The organism is [Clostridium] cellulosi (assembly GCF_036762875.1).
Taxonomy (GTDB): Bacteria; Bacillota; Clostridia; order Oscillospirales; family Ethanoligenentaceae; genus Ruminiclostridium_D; species Ruminiclostridium_D cellulosi.
The window spans coordinates 14066-30091 of sequence record NZ_JBAIZF010000010.1; the positions used below are offsets into that span (position 1 = coordinate 14066).

General features: G+C 44.6%; 5 protein-coding genes. All 5 read left to right on the forward strand.

Going from position 1 to position 16026, the window contains the following annotated elements; genetic code table 11:
* The first annotated feature begins 12 nt into the window (after positions 1-12).
* The 5 genes from V6C21_RS03525 to V6C21_RS03545 all read left to right on the forward strand — a co-directional run bounded on the left by V6C21_RS03525 (position 13) and on the right by V6C21_RS03545 (position 15790).
* Complete coding sequence (locus V6C21_RS03525; protein WP_479268344.1) at positions 13-9831, forward strand: amino acid adenylation domain-containing protein; 9819 nt, start codon at positions 13-15, stop codon at positions 9829-9831.
* A complete protein-coding gene (locus V6C21_RS03530; protein ID WP_479268345.1) occupies positions 9824-12574 on the forward strand; it encodes a type I polyketide synthase in 2751 nt (916 codons plus the stop codon). The genes V6C21_RS03525 and V6C21_RS03530 overlap by 8 nt, the downstream gene beginning before the upstream one ends.
* Before the next feature lie 45 nt (positions 12575-12619).
* Entirely contained in the window at positions 12620-13870 is a 1251-nt protein-coding gene (gene fabD / locus V6C21_RS03535) for an ACP S-malonyltransferase (protein WP_479268346.1), read from the forward strand.
* Positions 13871-13907: 37 nt separating this feature from the next.
* The gene (locus V6C21_RS03540; protein ID WP_479268347.1) at positions 13908-14600 is read left to right on the forward strand and encodes a condensation domain-containing protein; all 693 of its coding nucleotides are present in this window, start codon (positions 13908-13910) and stop codon (positions 14598-14600) included.
* 37 nt (positions 14601-14637) lie between these two features.
* Positions 14638-15790 (forward strand): IS3 family transposase gene (locus tag V6C21_RS03545; RefSeq protein WP_479268348.1). Its coding sequence is split into 2 segments (ribosomal slippage): positions 14638-14909 and positions 14908-15790, totalling 1155 coding nucleotides; the frame shifts between segments, so codons are not numbered across the junction.
* Positions 15791-16026 lie beyond the last annotated feature (236 nt).

A 16026-nucleotide genomic window follows, 5' to 3' on the forward strand; every position in this document is an offset into this window, starting at 1 on the left:
AGGGTGAATGACATGCAGGATTTTAAAACACTTACAGAATTATTGGTTGCGAGAAAGAATGAGGAGCAAAGGGACATAACATTTATCCTCGATAGTAATAAAGAAGAATTTGTTTCCTATAAGGATTTATATTATAAAGCTTTAAAGCTTCTTGGCAGTCTGCAGAAGTATGGCTTCAGGCCGGGCGATAAAGTTATATTCCAGATCGATGACAACAGAAGTTTTATAAATTCATTCTGGGCATGTATTCTCGGCGGTATGATTCCTGTACCCATGGCTATTGGCAATAATGATGAGCAAAAATCGAAGCTCTTCAAGATATGGAAGATAATCGGCAACCCCAGAATGATCACTTCACAGGATCTGGTGAAAAAATTAAAATCCTTTGCGGATAAAAATGGCCTTAATGAGCAGATGAATGAGATACTCAAGAGGGTCATTTTTATAGATAATGTCATTCTGGGCGAAGATACCGGTGAGATATATTATCCACAACGCGACGATATGGCGTTTATTCAGTTCTCGTCCGGTTCGACGGGTGACCCGAAAGGCGTCATTATAACTCATGGCAATGTTTTAACAAATATCTCTGCTATAATGCGCTGGTCAAAAATTGATACAAACGATGTAAGTTTAAACTGGGTGCCGCTGACTCATGATATGGGGCTTATCGGGGTACACATCAAGGATGTAATAGTTGATATTAACCAATATAATATGCCTACCAAGCTTTTTATCGAAAACCCTACGCTTTGGCTGGAAAAGGCAAGCGAGCATAGGGCTACATTGCTATATTCACCCAACTTTGGGTTCAAGCATTTTTTGGAATCCTACAAAGCGGAAGATAAAAAAGACTGGGATTTGTCCAGCATTAGGCTGATATATAACGGCGCGGAACCTATATCAATGGGGCTGTGCAATGAATTTTTGGATAAGATGGCGGTATATGGGCTTAAACGGAGTGCTATGCACCCGGCTTACGGCCTTGCCGAGGGGACAATTGCAGTTGCTTTCCCGAATCCCGGGGAAGAATTTATGTTCCATGTATTGGACAGAAATCATTTAAATATCGGACAAACCGTTAAGGATACATATAAAGAAGACAGAAATGCGGTTGTCTTTATGGACGTAGGTTATCCTATCTACGACTGCTATGTTCGCATTTGCGACGAGGAAAATAACGAGATCGGGGAAAATAAGATAGGATATATCCAAATCCGCGGCGGAAATGTTACAACCGGATACTACAATAACAAAGAGGCTACGGAAAAGGCGATAACGAAGGACGGATGGTTTAACACTGGCGATCTGGGCTTTTTGAGGAATAAACGCCTTACAATCACGGGTCGCGCAAAAGACGTTATTCTTGTCTCGGGTCAGAACTACTATTCTCAGGATATTGAGCGCATTGCGGAAAGCGCTGAAGGGGTTGAAACTGGAACAGTTGCTGCTGTTGGTGTCTTTAATAAAGAGCATGGCAGCGACGACCTGATTCTTTTTATCCGTTACAAGGGAAATATAGAAAATTTTGTATCAATATCGGAAGAAGTAAAGCAAGTCATCAACGAGAAACTGGGTATTGAAGTCTCTGAAGTAATACCGGTCAATGAACTGCCAAAGACTTCGAGCGGAAAAGTCCAGCGCTTCAAATTGGGCGAGGGCTATGCCAAAGGCGAATACGATTTAATAAGACGACAGTTGCAAGAGCTGTCAGAAAATGAATTTGAGAACCGAGAAATTGTGCCGCCGGAGAATGAAACTCAGAAAAAGCTTATTGATATATGGCGTGAAATATTAAATGTAAAAAGAATTGGTATCAGTGACAACTTCTTCAGTTTAGGCGGGGATTCACTAAAGATTACACAGCTTGTTTCAAGAATTAAAGACACTTTTGGAATTTCGCTCGACCAATCGCTGCTCTTTGAAAATCCGGATATTGAGAACATGTCTCGGATTATCGAAGAATACAAGGACAACAGGCTTAAAGAAGACAAAATCAAAAGGGCAGCGGGCGACAGGGCAGAACTGTCTTTTGCCCAGCAAAGACTCTGGTTCCTTGACAAACTGGACAAAAACAGCCCTCAATATAACTTGTATAAAGGGATAATCCTCAAAGGCAAACTCAATAAAGCCGCCTTGAACGAGAGCCTTAATTTAGTAATGAACAGGCATGAGATTCTCCAGATGTCTTTTTCTGAGGACAATGGACGCCCAGTTCAGATCTTTAACCCTGATGCAACAATAACCCTTGAAAACATCGACTTGCGCAATATCCCTGAAAGCGAGAGATGGGAAAAAGCTTCATTAATAGCAAAAGAGGTTGCTTCAAAGCCATTTAATCTTGAAGAAGCGCCGCTGTTTAGAGGCAAATTGCTTTGCATGGATAAAGATGAGCATATTCTTCTTCTTGCTGTGCATCACATTGTTTTTGACGGCTGGTCATTCGGCATTTTCTTGAAAGAACTCGGCTTTTATTACGACAAGCTAATACATGGTACTAAGAAAGAACTTCCGGAGCTGGAAATACAATATGCAGATTATGCCCTATGGCAAAAAAAGTTGGAGCAAGAGGGCGCTCTCGATGATCAGATAAAGTATTGGAAAAAGCGCCTCAGCGGCAATCTGCCGATTTTGAATTTCCCGACAGACAAGCCAAGGCCGGCAGTGCAGACATACAACGGACGAAAAATACAAGTTGCTGTGCCGGAAAAACTGCTGAAAAAGCTTAAGGCCTATGCAGAGAATGAGAATGCGACTCTGTTCATGGTGCTTTTTGCGGCTTTCAATGTATTGCTTTATAAATATACTGGACAAACAGACATTATTCTGGGTTCGCCGATTGCCAACCGAAGCCGCAAAGATATCGAAGGGCTGATCGGATTTTTTACAAATAATATTGTTCTGCGGACTGTTTTTACGGAAGACATTGATTTTCAGTCCCTATTGAAGATTGTAAAGAAAGAGACGCTTGAAGCATATTCGAATCAGGATGTTCCGTTCGAAAAACTTGTGGAAGAGCTGCACGTTGAGCGCAACATGAGCAGGAACCCTGTATTCCAATTCCTTTTTGGAATGCAGAACACACCTATGCCGAATAAGGTCTTTTCAGATATCTATGTATCTTATATGGATATTGACGGCGGATATTCAAGGTTTGACTTGTCTGTTGACGTTCACGTGACGGGCGACGGGCTCATTCTCGATTACGAGTATAATACCGATCTGTTCAATGACGACACTATTATTCGCTTTGCTGGACATTATAATCATTTGCTCGAGGAAGTCATTAGAAACCCGCAGGAACGCATTAATAAGATTGAGATTCTGACTGATGAAGATAAGGAAATATTATCTAAACTAAACGATACGGAAAGAACATTTGACAGCGCAAGCTTTATAGAACTTTTCGAAAGACAGGCTAAAATATCACCTGATGCAATTGCCGCAGAGAGCGGAAACGAGAAGTTAACCTATCGTGAGCTGGATGAAATATCAAATAAGCTCGCAAATTATCTTATATCGCTCGGAGCTGCTCCCGAAACCATTATTGCAATTTATATGGAGCGTTCGGTAAGAATGCTTGTCGGTCTTTTGGGTATTCTCAAATCCGGTGCGGCATATCTGCCGTTAGACCCGATTTACCCAAAAGAACGGATTAAATTAATGCTCGAAGACGCTGATGTCAAACTGATACTGTCCGAACAACAGCTATATGATAGTCTGCCTGATATCGGTGCCCGCATTATCGATTTTGATCAGGAATGGAACAACATTTCACAGCTGAGCGCCGCTGCGCCGAAAATCTCAGTGTCAGGCAATAATCTCGCCTATGTTATCTATACTTCCGGTTCGACCGGCAAACCTAAGGGCGTTCAGATTGAGCGCCATTCGCTCGACAATTTCTTGAAATCCATGGCCGAACATACAGGTATCGGAAATAAAGACGCCCTTTTGGCAGTGACAACAGTATCATTTGATATTGCAGCGCTTGAACTGTATCTTCCGCTGATATGCGGCGCAAGAACCGTAATCGCGTCAAGAGAAGAGACCATTGACGGTGAGAAGCTGTCTCATCTGCTGAACTCGAAAGGTATCACTATAATGCAGGCTACACCCGCGACCTGGAGGCTGCTTTTGGAATCGGGATGGGAAGGAACTGCAGGACTTAAGGCGTTATGCGGCGGTGAGTCACTCCCGAACGAGCTTGCAGAAAATATTTTGGAGCGCTGTGAGTCGCTTTATAACGTATATGGCCCGACGGAAACGACCGTCTGGTCAACTATTGGACACATAGAGAAAGGCGATGGGATTATTTCAATCGGCAGGCCCATCGCAAACACTCAGGTTTATATACTCGACAAGTCGTTGAATCGTGTCCCTGTTGGTGTGCCCGGGGAGCTGTTCATCGGAGGGGAAGGCACAGCCCGCGGGTATATGAACCTCCCGCAACAGACGAGCGAGAGATTTATCCGCGGCAAAGCCGGTGGAAGGCTTTATAAAACCGGTGATTTGGCAAAATGCACGCCTGACGGCAAGCTGATTTGCCTTGGCAGGATTGACAATCAGGTAAAAATTAGGGGCTATAGGATAGAACTCGGCGAGATAGAGTCGTTGCTCAAGCAACTGCCACAGGTGAAAGACTGCATTGTCGCAGATAAGGAGATTATCTCTGGGGAAAAATCTCTGGTAGCGTACATTATCCCTGCCGTTTCAGATGACGACCATCATCTGTCTCCGGAATATCTACGGGATTTTCTCAGTAATAAACTTCCCAGTTATATGGTTCCGTCTGCTTATGTCCTTTTGAGCAGTTTCCCGATGACGGCAAACGGAAAAATAGACCGAAAGGCCCTGCCTATTCCAAAAATTGATTCAAGTAGCAGGCCTGATGATTCCAATCTGGGGGAAACAGAGAAAATTATCGCTTCAATCTGGCGCGATGTTTTAAAAACCGATAATATCGGCGTAAATCAGAATTTCTTTGACGTCGGCGGCCATTCACTGCTTTTGGCGCAGGTGCGAAGCAGGCTTGTGAAAGCGTTCAACAAAGATATATCAATGATGGACCTTTTCAGATATCCGACAATACATACGCTGTCAGAATTTATTGAGGGCGGCGAAAAATCGGAATCTGATAATGTTTGCATTAAAACGCGTGCGAAGAAGGATGAGGACAACAGTATTGCTGTTATAGGTATGAGCGGCAGGTTCCCCGGCGCAAAGAATATTGATGAATTCTGGGAAAATCTTTGCGCTGGAAAGGAATCAATATCGCGCTTTACCGATGAAGAGATGTTAGCTGAAGGCGTAAGTCCGGATATGCTCAATAAGCCCGGATACGTCAAAGCAGGCGGTTCGATTGAAGACATCGACAAGTTTGACGCGTCGTTCTTTGGTTATAACGCCAGGGAGGCGGAACTGCTTGACCCGCAGCAGAGGATTTTCCTCGAAGAAGCGTGGAAAGCTCTTGAGAACGCAGGATATGATGCCGAAAAATTTTGCGGCCTGATTGGGGTATACGGCAGTATCGGAATGAACACATATGCTCAGGCCCTCAAAGAGTCCTATGCCTCAGAAGGGCTTGCCGCCAACTATCAGATAATGACGAGCAACGACAAGGATTTTCTCGCAACCCGTGTTGCCTATAAACTGGCGCTTGAAGGGCCGGCGATTACCGTCCAGACCGCGTGCTCTTCTTCTCTTGTTGCGGTACATCTGGCATGTCTCGCGCTTATCAATGGTGAATGTGATATGGCGCTTGCGGGCGGCGTTTGTGTAAGGATACCGCAGAAAGCCGGGTACTTATATGAAGAAGGCATGATATTGTCCCCAGACGGGCATTGCCGCGCATTTGACAGTAAGGCGAGCGGTACGGTAAGCGGTAATGGAGCCGGAGTTGTTGTATTAAAGCGCCTTAAGGATGCCATAAGAGACGGAGATAACATAAGCGCTGTAATAAAGGGTTCGGCAATAAACAACGACGGATCGCACAAGATCGGGTACACTGCGCCTGCTATTGACGGTCAGGCTAAAGCTATAGCCGCGGCACAGGCAAAGGCACAGGTAAACCCTGAAACCATAACGTATATTGAAGCGCACGGAACAGGAACTCCCCTCGGGGACCCGATTGAGATTGAGGCACTGACGAAGGTTTTCAGGGACAAAACAGATAAAAAAGGTTATTGCGCCATTGGTTCGGTAAAAACGAATATCGGGCACCTCGACGCAGCCGCCGGCATTGCGGGGCTGATTAAGACGGTTTTGTGTATCCGCAATAAAATGCTGCCGCCGAGCCTCAACTTTGAGAGCCCTAACCCGAAATGCAAGTTTGAAAGCAGCCCGTTCTATGTCAATACAACGCTAAAGGAATGGAAGAATACAAATGGCCCACTGAGAGCGGGTGTCAGCTCATTTGGAATCGGCGGAACAAACGCCCATGTGATTTTGGAAGAGGCTCCGGCAATTGAACAGCATGAGGATACTAATGAGCCGTGTATTCTTGTATTTTCTGCAAAGGATAAAGAAGCCCTCGATGCGGTAACCAATAAATTCTTCACTTATTTAAAACAAAACAAAAATATAAATATACACGATGCGGCGTATACGCTTCAGGTCGGCAGAAGAGAGTTTGATTGCAGAAGATTTCTTGTCTGCAATTCCGTTGAAGACGCGCTTAAAGCATATGAGACTATCAATAATCCTGAAACGCGTTTCCATGACAATGTCGGTATCAAACTGCAGCCCAAAAAGAGGATTGAAGATAAGGAATTAGAGAATCTTGCTTTGGAGGAAATCGGCTTTAAATGGCTGCAGAATGCCGAGATAGACTGGGAAAGGCTTTATAAAGGCAAACGGAGAAGACGCCTGCCCCTGCCGACATATCCGTTCAAAGCTCAATCCTATTGGTTTAAGAAGAACGGACCTTTGCAGAATCAAAATACTGATAAAAATTTTGCAAAGGCGGCGGATATCGCTGACTGGTTCTACACGCCGATTTGGAAACAATCTTCCGAAGAAATTGGCTTTGCCGACATTGAGCACATAAACTCTAATGAAACGGTGCTTGTACTGAAAAACAGCAGTGCTTTTTCAGACGCGTTGACTGAACGGATGGCAAACCGCGGTATTGCTTTTGTAACGGCGATTGCAGGGCGCGACTTCAGTGCTGTTGACGGCGTCTATGTGATTGATATTGATGATCCGGACCATTATGAAAAATTGATCTCGGAAGTTACCCAAACTGGCAAGGCTCTCAGGATTATCAATCTTTTAGGGGTTACAGAAGAAGAATTTTTACCGGAATCGGAACAGTCAGTTACTCATGCCAAAAAGCTTTTTTACAGCATGCTGTATTTGGCTAAAGCTATAGGAAAACTTTCGACCAAACCCTCTGTGCGGATAATCGCTGTAACAGACAATTCGCAGCGTATATTCGGCGAGAAAACGTATTATCCAGAAAAGGCAATACATCTCGGAGCATGCAGGGTTATCCCGAAGGAATATCCCAATATTAGCTGCGGAAGTATAGATGTAAGTATGCAGGAAAACAGTGTTTATGATGCGGATTCGGCCGATCGGCTTATAGATACTGTGTTTTCCGAAAGTGGCAGCGTCCTTACAGCGATAAGAGGGGAGCAGTGCTGGAAGCTTGATTATGAGCACATTAAGCTGAGCGCGGCAAGTAACCCAGCGGTGAAAATAAGACAGAACGGCGTTTATGTAATCACCGGTGGGCTTGGGGGCATAGGGCTGGCAATTGCAAAATATCTTGCAAAGAAAGCCGCAGCAAAGTTAGTTCTTGTCGGACGCTCCCAATTTCCTGATGAAAGCAGTTGGGATCATTGGATCGCTGAGCATGGCAAACGGGACAAAACGTCTCAAAAAATATTGCAACTTAAGGAATTACGTGAACTTGGTGCCGAAGTATTTGTGTGCAAGGCAGATGTAACTGACTATAATCAGATGAAAAATCTGCGCGAAACCGTGGAAGAAAGATTCGGCACAATTAATGGCATAATTCACGCTGCAGGTATACCGGGCGGCGGCATGATACAGTTCAAAACAAAAGAAAGCGCTGAAAACGTCTTTGCGCCGAAAATTCAAGGCACTTTGGCGGTATATAGCGCGTTCAAGGACTGCGGACTTGACTTTATCCTCTTGTCATCATCGCTGAACGCAATTACCGGCGGATTCGGGCAGGCTGACTACAGCGGCGCAAATGCTTTCCTTGACGCGTTTGCGATATCGCATAACAAAAACAACGGTACAAGGGTCATTTCCATCGATTGGGACCGCTGGCCAGGTGTAGGTATGGCGTCTACAGGTGCGTATCTATCGGAAGCTGCAGTAAACGTAATTCTGGGAAGTTGTATATCGGACAACTCTGAACGAATAATCTACTCCAACACATTAAGCCCTGAAAAGGACTGGGTGCTTTCAGAGCATAAGATAATGGATATACCGACAGTCGCCGGAACTGTATATCTTGAGATGGCAAGAGCCGCGTTTGAAGATATCACGGGCGGTACCAAAGCGGAGATATCCAATGTTGTGTTTTTGAACCCGATGGCCGTTAGATTCGGGGAACAGCGGAAAGTCTTTACGATACTAAAAAAAGCCGGCGACTATTACGAGTTCAATGTTGTGAGCGAGACAGCCGACGGTAGCGGCAAAACGGTATTTCAAGAGCACGCAAGAGGAAGGATTGCAGCGAATAACGATGCGGATAGTAAACATTACGATTTGGAAAGGCTAAAAGAAAGATGTTCTGAAAAGAGCATCTTCCCGTCGCCTGAAATGCCGACTGTCTCAGAAGCGTTTATCAGTTTTGGCGGCAGATGGCGCTCGCTCGTTAATTTCTCTGTGGGTAACGGCGAAGGCCTTGCTTTGGTTGCTCTGGACAAAAAGTATTTATCGGAGCTGGATAGTATAAAGCTTCATCCGGCAGTCCTTGATACAGCCACCGGCGTTGTAAGGCTTGCCACAGGCGGCAATTTCTTGCCTCTTGCCTATGACAGCATTAAATTATACGGCAAGCTGCCGGGAACAGTTTACAGCTACATAAAGTTTGGAAAAGGCTTTGAAGCTGAATCTGATACTATTACCTGCAATGTTGAACTTATCAGTGAGTCCGGTGAAAGGATAGCTCAGATTACTGGTTTTACAATGAAAAAGGTAGAAAAGGCTATAGCCGGTGCTAAGTCTGATAGCCTGCGCCCAGCGCGTCAGAACTATGATTTCCTGAATGAAATCGCCAATCAGAATGGATTTTTAAACGAAGGATTAACCGCTGATGCGGGCATAAAGGCGCTGGAGAAAGTCTTAGAAGGCTGCTTCAGGCCACAGGTGATTGTTTCTACAAAGGAATTATCGGTTGCTTTCAGTCAGGCAAATTATATCGATCAGAATGTGCCGACCGGTAAGACTGAAAACGAGGAAACCGCTGAGAAGCACCCGAGGCCGGACCTTGAAACGGAGTATATTCCTCCGAGAAATGATTTGGAGAAGCGGCTGACCGCTTTATGGGAAGATATATTCCGTTTAGAAAAGGTAGGCATATATGATGATTTCTTTGCGCTGGGCGGCGATTCGCTGTTGCTTATACAACTGCACACAGGGCTCAAAGAAAACTTCAAAGCAGATATCGCCGTAGTTGATTTGTATAAATACACCACAATAGCGCAGTTGGCAAAGCATTTAAGCAACTCAGCGGAAGAAGATGAAAAGCCTAATTTTGAAAAGGTGAACCAAAGGGTGAATAAACAGCTTGAGATTTTGCGGCAAAAGAGAAAATTAATGCAGCGCAGGAAAAGGAATGATTTAGATGAGTGAACTCAATGAAAACATGGAAAATGCCATTGCGATAATCGGTATGACGGGGCGTTTTCCGGGTGCAAAGAATCTCGATGAATTTTGGAACAATCTTTGCAATGGGGTGGAGTCAGTACAGAATTTCAGCAGGGAACAGCTCATCGAGATGGGGATAGATAAAAACCTGCTTGACAATCCCCAATATGTCCCGGCCGACGCCATACTTGAGGACATGGATAAGTTTGACGCCGGATTCTTCGGCTATTCAGCAAGAGAAGCTGAGATCATGGACCCGCAGCACCGCCTTTTTCTCGAAAGTGCGTGGGAAGTGCTCGAGAGTGCCGGATACTCCTCTGAACTGTACGACGGCAGAATTGCGGTATACGCCAGTGCAAACCTGAGCAGCTACATGATAAGAAACATCTATTCCAATCCCGCGCTGGTACGTCAGCTGGGTTCGTTCAAGATAATGATTGCTAACGGCCAGGATTTTCTGGCGACCAAGGTATCGCACAAGATGAACCTGATGGGGCCCAGCGTAAACGTCAATACCCTTTGCTCATCGTCGATGGTTGCGGTTCACTTTGCATGCCAAAACCTATTAAATTACGGCTGCGATATTGCAATCGCCGGCGGCGTCAGCCTTCAGGTCACAAGAAACGAGGCGTTCTTCTATCAGGAGGGCGGCATAGGTTCCGCCGACGGGCATTGCCGCGCATTTGATGCAAAGGCAAACGGTACAGTGAGCGGCAGCGGCCTTGCAATAGTTGTTTTGAAAAGGCTGGAGGACGCTATTGCCGACGGCGACTACATCCACGCTGTAATTAGAGGTACAGGCATAAATAACGATGGCGCTGTTAAAAACAGCTATACTGCGCCGAGCGTTGACGGCCAATCTCAGTGTATTGCCGAGGCAATAGCCATGTCTGGTGTAAACCCTGAGACCATTACATATATTGACGCCCACGGAACAGGTACAAATTTGGGCGACCCGATAGAGATCGCCGCTTTGACAAAGGCATACAGAGCCTATACCGACAAAAAGCAGTACTGCGCCATCGGTTCGGTAAAAACGAATATAGGGCATCTCGTCCATGCGGGCGGATTGGCAAGCCTTATCAAGACCGTACTGTCCATGCAGCACAGGCAGATTCCACCGAGCCTTAACTTTGAAGAACCAAACCCCAAAATAGATTTTGTCAACAGCCCGTTTTATGTAAATACAAGGCTGTCTAAATGGGAATCAAACGGCACACCTCTGAGGGCGGGTGTCAGCTCGTTCGGCATCGGCGGCACGAATACGCACGTAATATTGGAAGAAGCGCCTCAAATTGAGCCTTCAGAGAAGTCTAAGAGACCCTGGCAGTTGATAATTCTCTCTGCAAAAACCGAGACGGCTCTTGAGAAGATGACGTCTAATCTTGCCGAATATGTAAAGAATCATCAGGAATTGGATCTTGCCGATATAGCGTTCACGCTGCAGGTGGGAAGAAGAAACTTCGCCCATAAGAGGTTCTTAGTGTGCAGGGATAAAAACGATTTGATAACGAGCTTGCAAAACCTGCAAAGCGACAAAGTCTATACTCATTTCCAAAAGGCGAAAGAGCAGCAAACAGCGTTTGTTTTCCCACACTACGAGCGCTGGTATCCAGAAATGGGCCATGTATTGTATGAAACCGAAAAAGGCTTTAGAAAAACTGTCGATAAGTGCGCCGAGATACTCATGGACTTGATTTCCAGAGATATTCGCAACGATATGTATAACAAGTCTGAGGTTTCGGACGAGCGAATATCAAGGATAGGCATGTTTGTCACAGAATGCGCATTGGCAAAACTGCTTATGAGCTTAGAGGTAACTCCTGACATTATGATTGGTCAGGGCGTTGGAGAATTGGTTGCGGCTTGCATAGCAGGGGTATTTTCGCTTGAAGACGCATTGAAACTTGTATCCGCCGACGATATTGCCTCAATGCAAAATGTCGCAGAACAAGTGGCGCTCAAAGAACCCACAATCCCGTTTGTGTCTGGCGTTACAGGTAAGGGAATAAGTGATGCCGAGGCACTCGACCCCAACTACTGGGCCGAATTGCTGAATACCTCAAATGCCTTTGAGGCCGGCATTGAGGATATGCTTAAAGACCAAAACCTTGTACCTATTGAAATTGGCCCCGATATAGTCGCCAATATTAAAACAGATGACCTTTCCGAAGCGAATAGAGACGGGAGAGTTATCGCATTAATGCCGGGCAGCTTCATGGGCGACGAAGATTATAAGTTTTTCATCGAAAACATCGGTAGATACTGGCTCTATGGCGGCCGGGTAAACTGGTATAAGCTGTATAAAAACGAGAGACGGCACAGAATTCCGCTGCCGACATATCCATTTGAAAGACAGCGTTATTGGATAGAGCCGGGCAAGCAAAATGACGAGGATGAAGGCGGCGCCGCTTTAGATAAAAGGCCGCGTCCGGAACTCGAAACGCCTTATGTTGCTCCGAGAAACGATACGGAAAGAAAAATAGCTGAGATCTGCGAGGATATCTTAGGCTATGACAAAATAGGCGTGAATGACGACTTCTTTGAGCTCGGCGGTCACTCATTGTTAGCTGTTGCTTTTATCGCAAGACTCAGAAAGGTGTTTAAGCAGGATATTTCACTCGAAAGGCTGTTCGAGAATACAACAGTTGCTAAACTCAGCGCTATTTTTGGCAGCGAGAGCGAGGATGAGGATACTTCTCAGGATTTTGAAGAAGGCAGTATCTAAAGCTTGTACTTCAATACTACTTTGTTTGTAAAAGAGGTCATAAATATGAAAAAGGTCGCGTTTTTATTTCCTGGTCAGGGCGCCCAGTATATCGGAATGAGCAAAAAATTATGTGAAACGTTTCCCGAGGCTTCAAACACATTTGACGAGGCCAGTGAAGTCTTAGGTTTTGATTTAAAAAAGTTATGTTTTGAGGGAGATATAAGAGAACTCACCAAGACAGAGAATACTCAACCTGCGATTTTGACTGCAAGTGTAGCTGCATTTAGGGTATTTATGAAGGAAATCGGGGTTAATCCCTCGTATGCAGCGGGACACAGTCTTGGGGAGATTTCGGCTTTGTGCTGCGCAGGCGCAATAGGATTCAGTGATGCGGTAAGCCTTGTAAGACAGCGTGGTAAGCTTATGCAAGAGGCAGTTCCTCTCGGCACAGGTGGGATGGCTGCTGTCAACGGCCTACAGCAGGCTGAGATAGAAGAGGTATGCAAATCTATTACGGAAAGCGATCAACTGGTTGTGGCATCTAATTTGAATTCAAAGAGGCAGATAGTGATTTCCGGCTATGCGGAGGCTGTAAAGAAGGCAGGCGAAGAGTTGCGAAAGAAAGGTGCAACGGTAATCCCATTAAGGGTAAGTGCCCCTTTCCACAGCCCTCTTATGCAGCCGGCAGCGGACAAGTTCTGTGAAGTGCTAAAGGGATACAGTTTTTCTGATTTTAAGTGGCCAGTAATATCTAATGTCACCGCCGCTCCTTATGCGAATAAGGATGAGATCCCGTCACTTTTGACAAAGCAAATTATTAGCCCTGTCAGATGGCTGGAGTCAATGGTATATCTCAATAAGAATGGTGTTGACCTGGCAATAGAAATGGGCCCCAAAACTGTACTTAAAAACCTGATGAAAGACTGTGTACCAGATATGAAAACGCTTTCATATGATCCCGAAACTGACATGGAAGCTGTAAAATCAGCGTTCTCGGAAAAAGCAGAAAAGCCGTACGCAGATGGCATGAAGGTTCTGACAAAGTGTATAGCCATGGCCGTTTGCACTAAGAACCGGAACTTTAATAACGAAGAGTACGACAGAGGCGTTGTAGAGAACTACCGCAAGTTGGTATCTATGAAAGAAGGGCTTGTTAAGGCGAATGAAGAGCCGACAACGAGCCAGATAAAAGAGGCTCTGACGCTTCTCAAAACTATTTTTGCTACAAAAAAGGTTCCTGATGACGAACAGCGTGAAAGATTCGAAGAAATTATTGATGAGACAGGGATAAGGGGACTGGTCGATAGCTTCTGATAAACCTTTATTTCAGCTATTAGTGGGAGGCTCCGTCATGTCAAATGAGGAAATAAAAATCAGCGGCATTGAGCCGGTTGAGGACTTTTATAAAAATCTTTTAAACCTTCATATAAAGCTGTGGCTGGATAACGGTTCTCTGCGCTATAAAGCGCCTAAGGGTGTCGTGACAAGCGATATTCTGAAAAAGATCGCTGCAAGAAAAGATGAGCTAATTTCTTTGCTCAAGGCACAGGAAGAGAAACAGATTTTATTCAGCCCAATAACGCCTGTTGAAGAAAAGGAATATTATCCTTTGTCCGCGGCTCAAAGGAGAATGTTTGTACTTAACCAGCTTGACAAGGAGAGCACTGCATATAACACGACATTGGCGCTTAAAATTGAGGGAGACCTTGATGAATCCAGGTTGACCCAAGTATTCGAAAAACTAATACAAAGGCATGAGTCACTAAGAACCACATTTGAAATGGTTGGCGATGAGCCTGTTCAGATAATTCACAAAGCTGCTGATTTTGCAATGGAACATGCAGAGGCAGTGGATGAGGAAGAGATTGAATCTATCATTAAAGATTTTGTCAGGCCCTACGACCTTTCACGCCTGCCGCTGTTCCGAGTAAAGCTCGTAAAGATAAACAGTGCTGAAAACGACAGCCTCCATTATCTCTTGGTTGATATTCATCATATCATTTCTGACGGCGTATCCGCCGCCTATAATGATACCAGAAATTAAGACAGACAAAACAACCAGAATTAGTTAGAATGGAACTATGGAAAAGAGAAGACATTTTACACCTGAAGAAAAAGCAAAAATAGTAATCGAGGTCTTAAGGGAAGAAAAAACGCTGAACGAGATTGCTGCAGAATATGAAATTCATCCAAATCTGCTTAGTCGCTGGAAGACAGAATTCATAAATAATGCAGGCAGAGTTTTCAGCAAGGAAATCGATGAAGTGGAGAAGGTCAAACAGTCTTATGAAAAGGAGAAGGACGAACTGCTTAAGCAAATAGGTCAGCTTTCTTATGAAGTTGCCTGGCTTAAAAAAAAATCTGGCCGACTCTAAATCCCGTGAAGACCGCATGAAGATGATTGACAGAGACGATAAGAAACTCAGCATAGCAAGGCAAGCTGAACTGTTGGGGATAAATCGCACGAGCCTTTACTACAAACCGGTTCCAGTGAAAGATGAGGAATACCTGATTAAACGCATCATCGATGAGATTTATACATCTCATCCTGAGTACGGTTACCGAAGGATGACAAATATTTTAACCCGGGATTATCACATTCACATCAATCGCAAGCGAACCAGGCGTTACATGCGGGAAATGGGGATACACGGCTTCTGTCCGGGACCTAACCTTAGCAAGCGTACACATGAAAAGTATTTGTATCCGTATTTGCTAAGAGGTTTGAATATAGATCATCCAAATCAGGTATGGTCTATAGACGTGACCTACTGTCGTATGAAACGCGGTTTTATGTATATGGTAGCCATAATAGACTGGTATTCGCGCTATATAGTTGGGTTTGAGCTATCAAACACATTGGATCGGAGTTTTGTCATAGAGGCAATTCAAAAGGCGATAAAACGGTACGGCAAGCCTGAAATAATGAACAGTGATCAAGGATCACAGTTTAGTAATGATGACTACATAAAGCTGCTAAAAAGTAACAATATTAGGATATCTATGGATGGAAAAGGAAGAGCATTGGATAACCAACGGATAGAGCGTTTTTTCCGCTCCTATAAGTGGGAAAAGCTTTATCTTGAAGATTGTGAAACAGGACATCAGCTTAGACAGATTACAAGGGAATATATAGAGTATTATAACAACTGGAGACCACACCAGTCTTTGGATTATAAAACACCGGCAGAGTATTACTTCGGGAATTATAAACAACTTCAGGAAGTCGTATAAAATCCGGGGCTCTGCCCCAGACCCCGTCCTCGCCGGAAGGTAGCCGGTCTGTAAGAACAGCCCGGGAAACAAAAGGATGTATATTTATTGGATGTCAAGGGTCAAGATGAACTCGCTTACGCTCGCCCTTGACATCCTCTAATAGAATGCATAAATGTTAAAATTTACTAATTAGAAGAAAGGAGGACCTAACTAAAAAAACGAAAAATCTGTCTTGACAATGGGGAGCACTATAG

Excerpts from the sequence above, each read along its gene's own strand:
- V6C21_RS03525 (WP_479268344.1), top strand. The coding sequence starts at position 13 with ATGCAGGATTTTAAAACACTTACAGAATTATTGGTTGCGAGAAAGAAT.
- V6C21_RS03540 (WP_479268347.1), top strand. The coding sequence starts at position 13,908 with ATGTCAAATGAGGAAATAAAAATCAGCGGCATTGAGCCGGTTGAGGAC.
- fabD (WP_479268346.1), top strand. The coding sequence starts at position 12,620 with ATGAAAAAGGTCGCGTTTTTATTTCCTGGTCAGGGCGCCCAGTATATC.
- V6C21_RS03530 (WP_479268345.1), top strand. The coding sequence starts at position 9,824 with ATGAGTGAACTCAATGAAAACATGGAAAATGCCATTGCGATAATCGGT.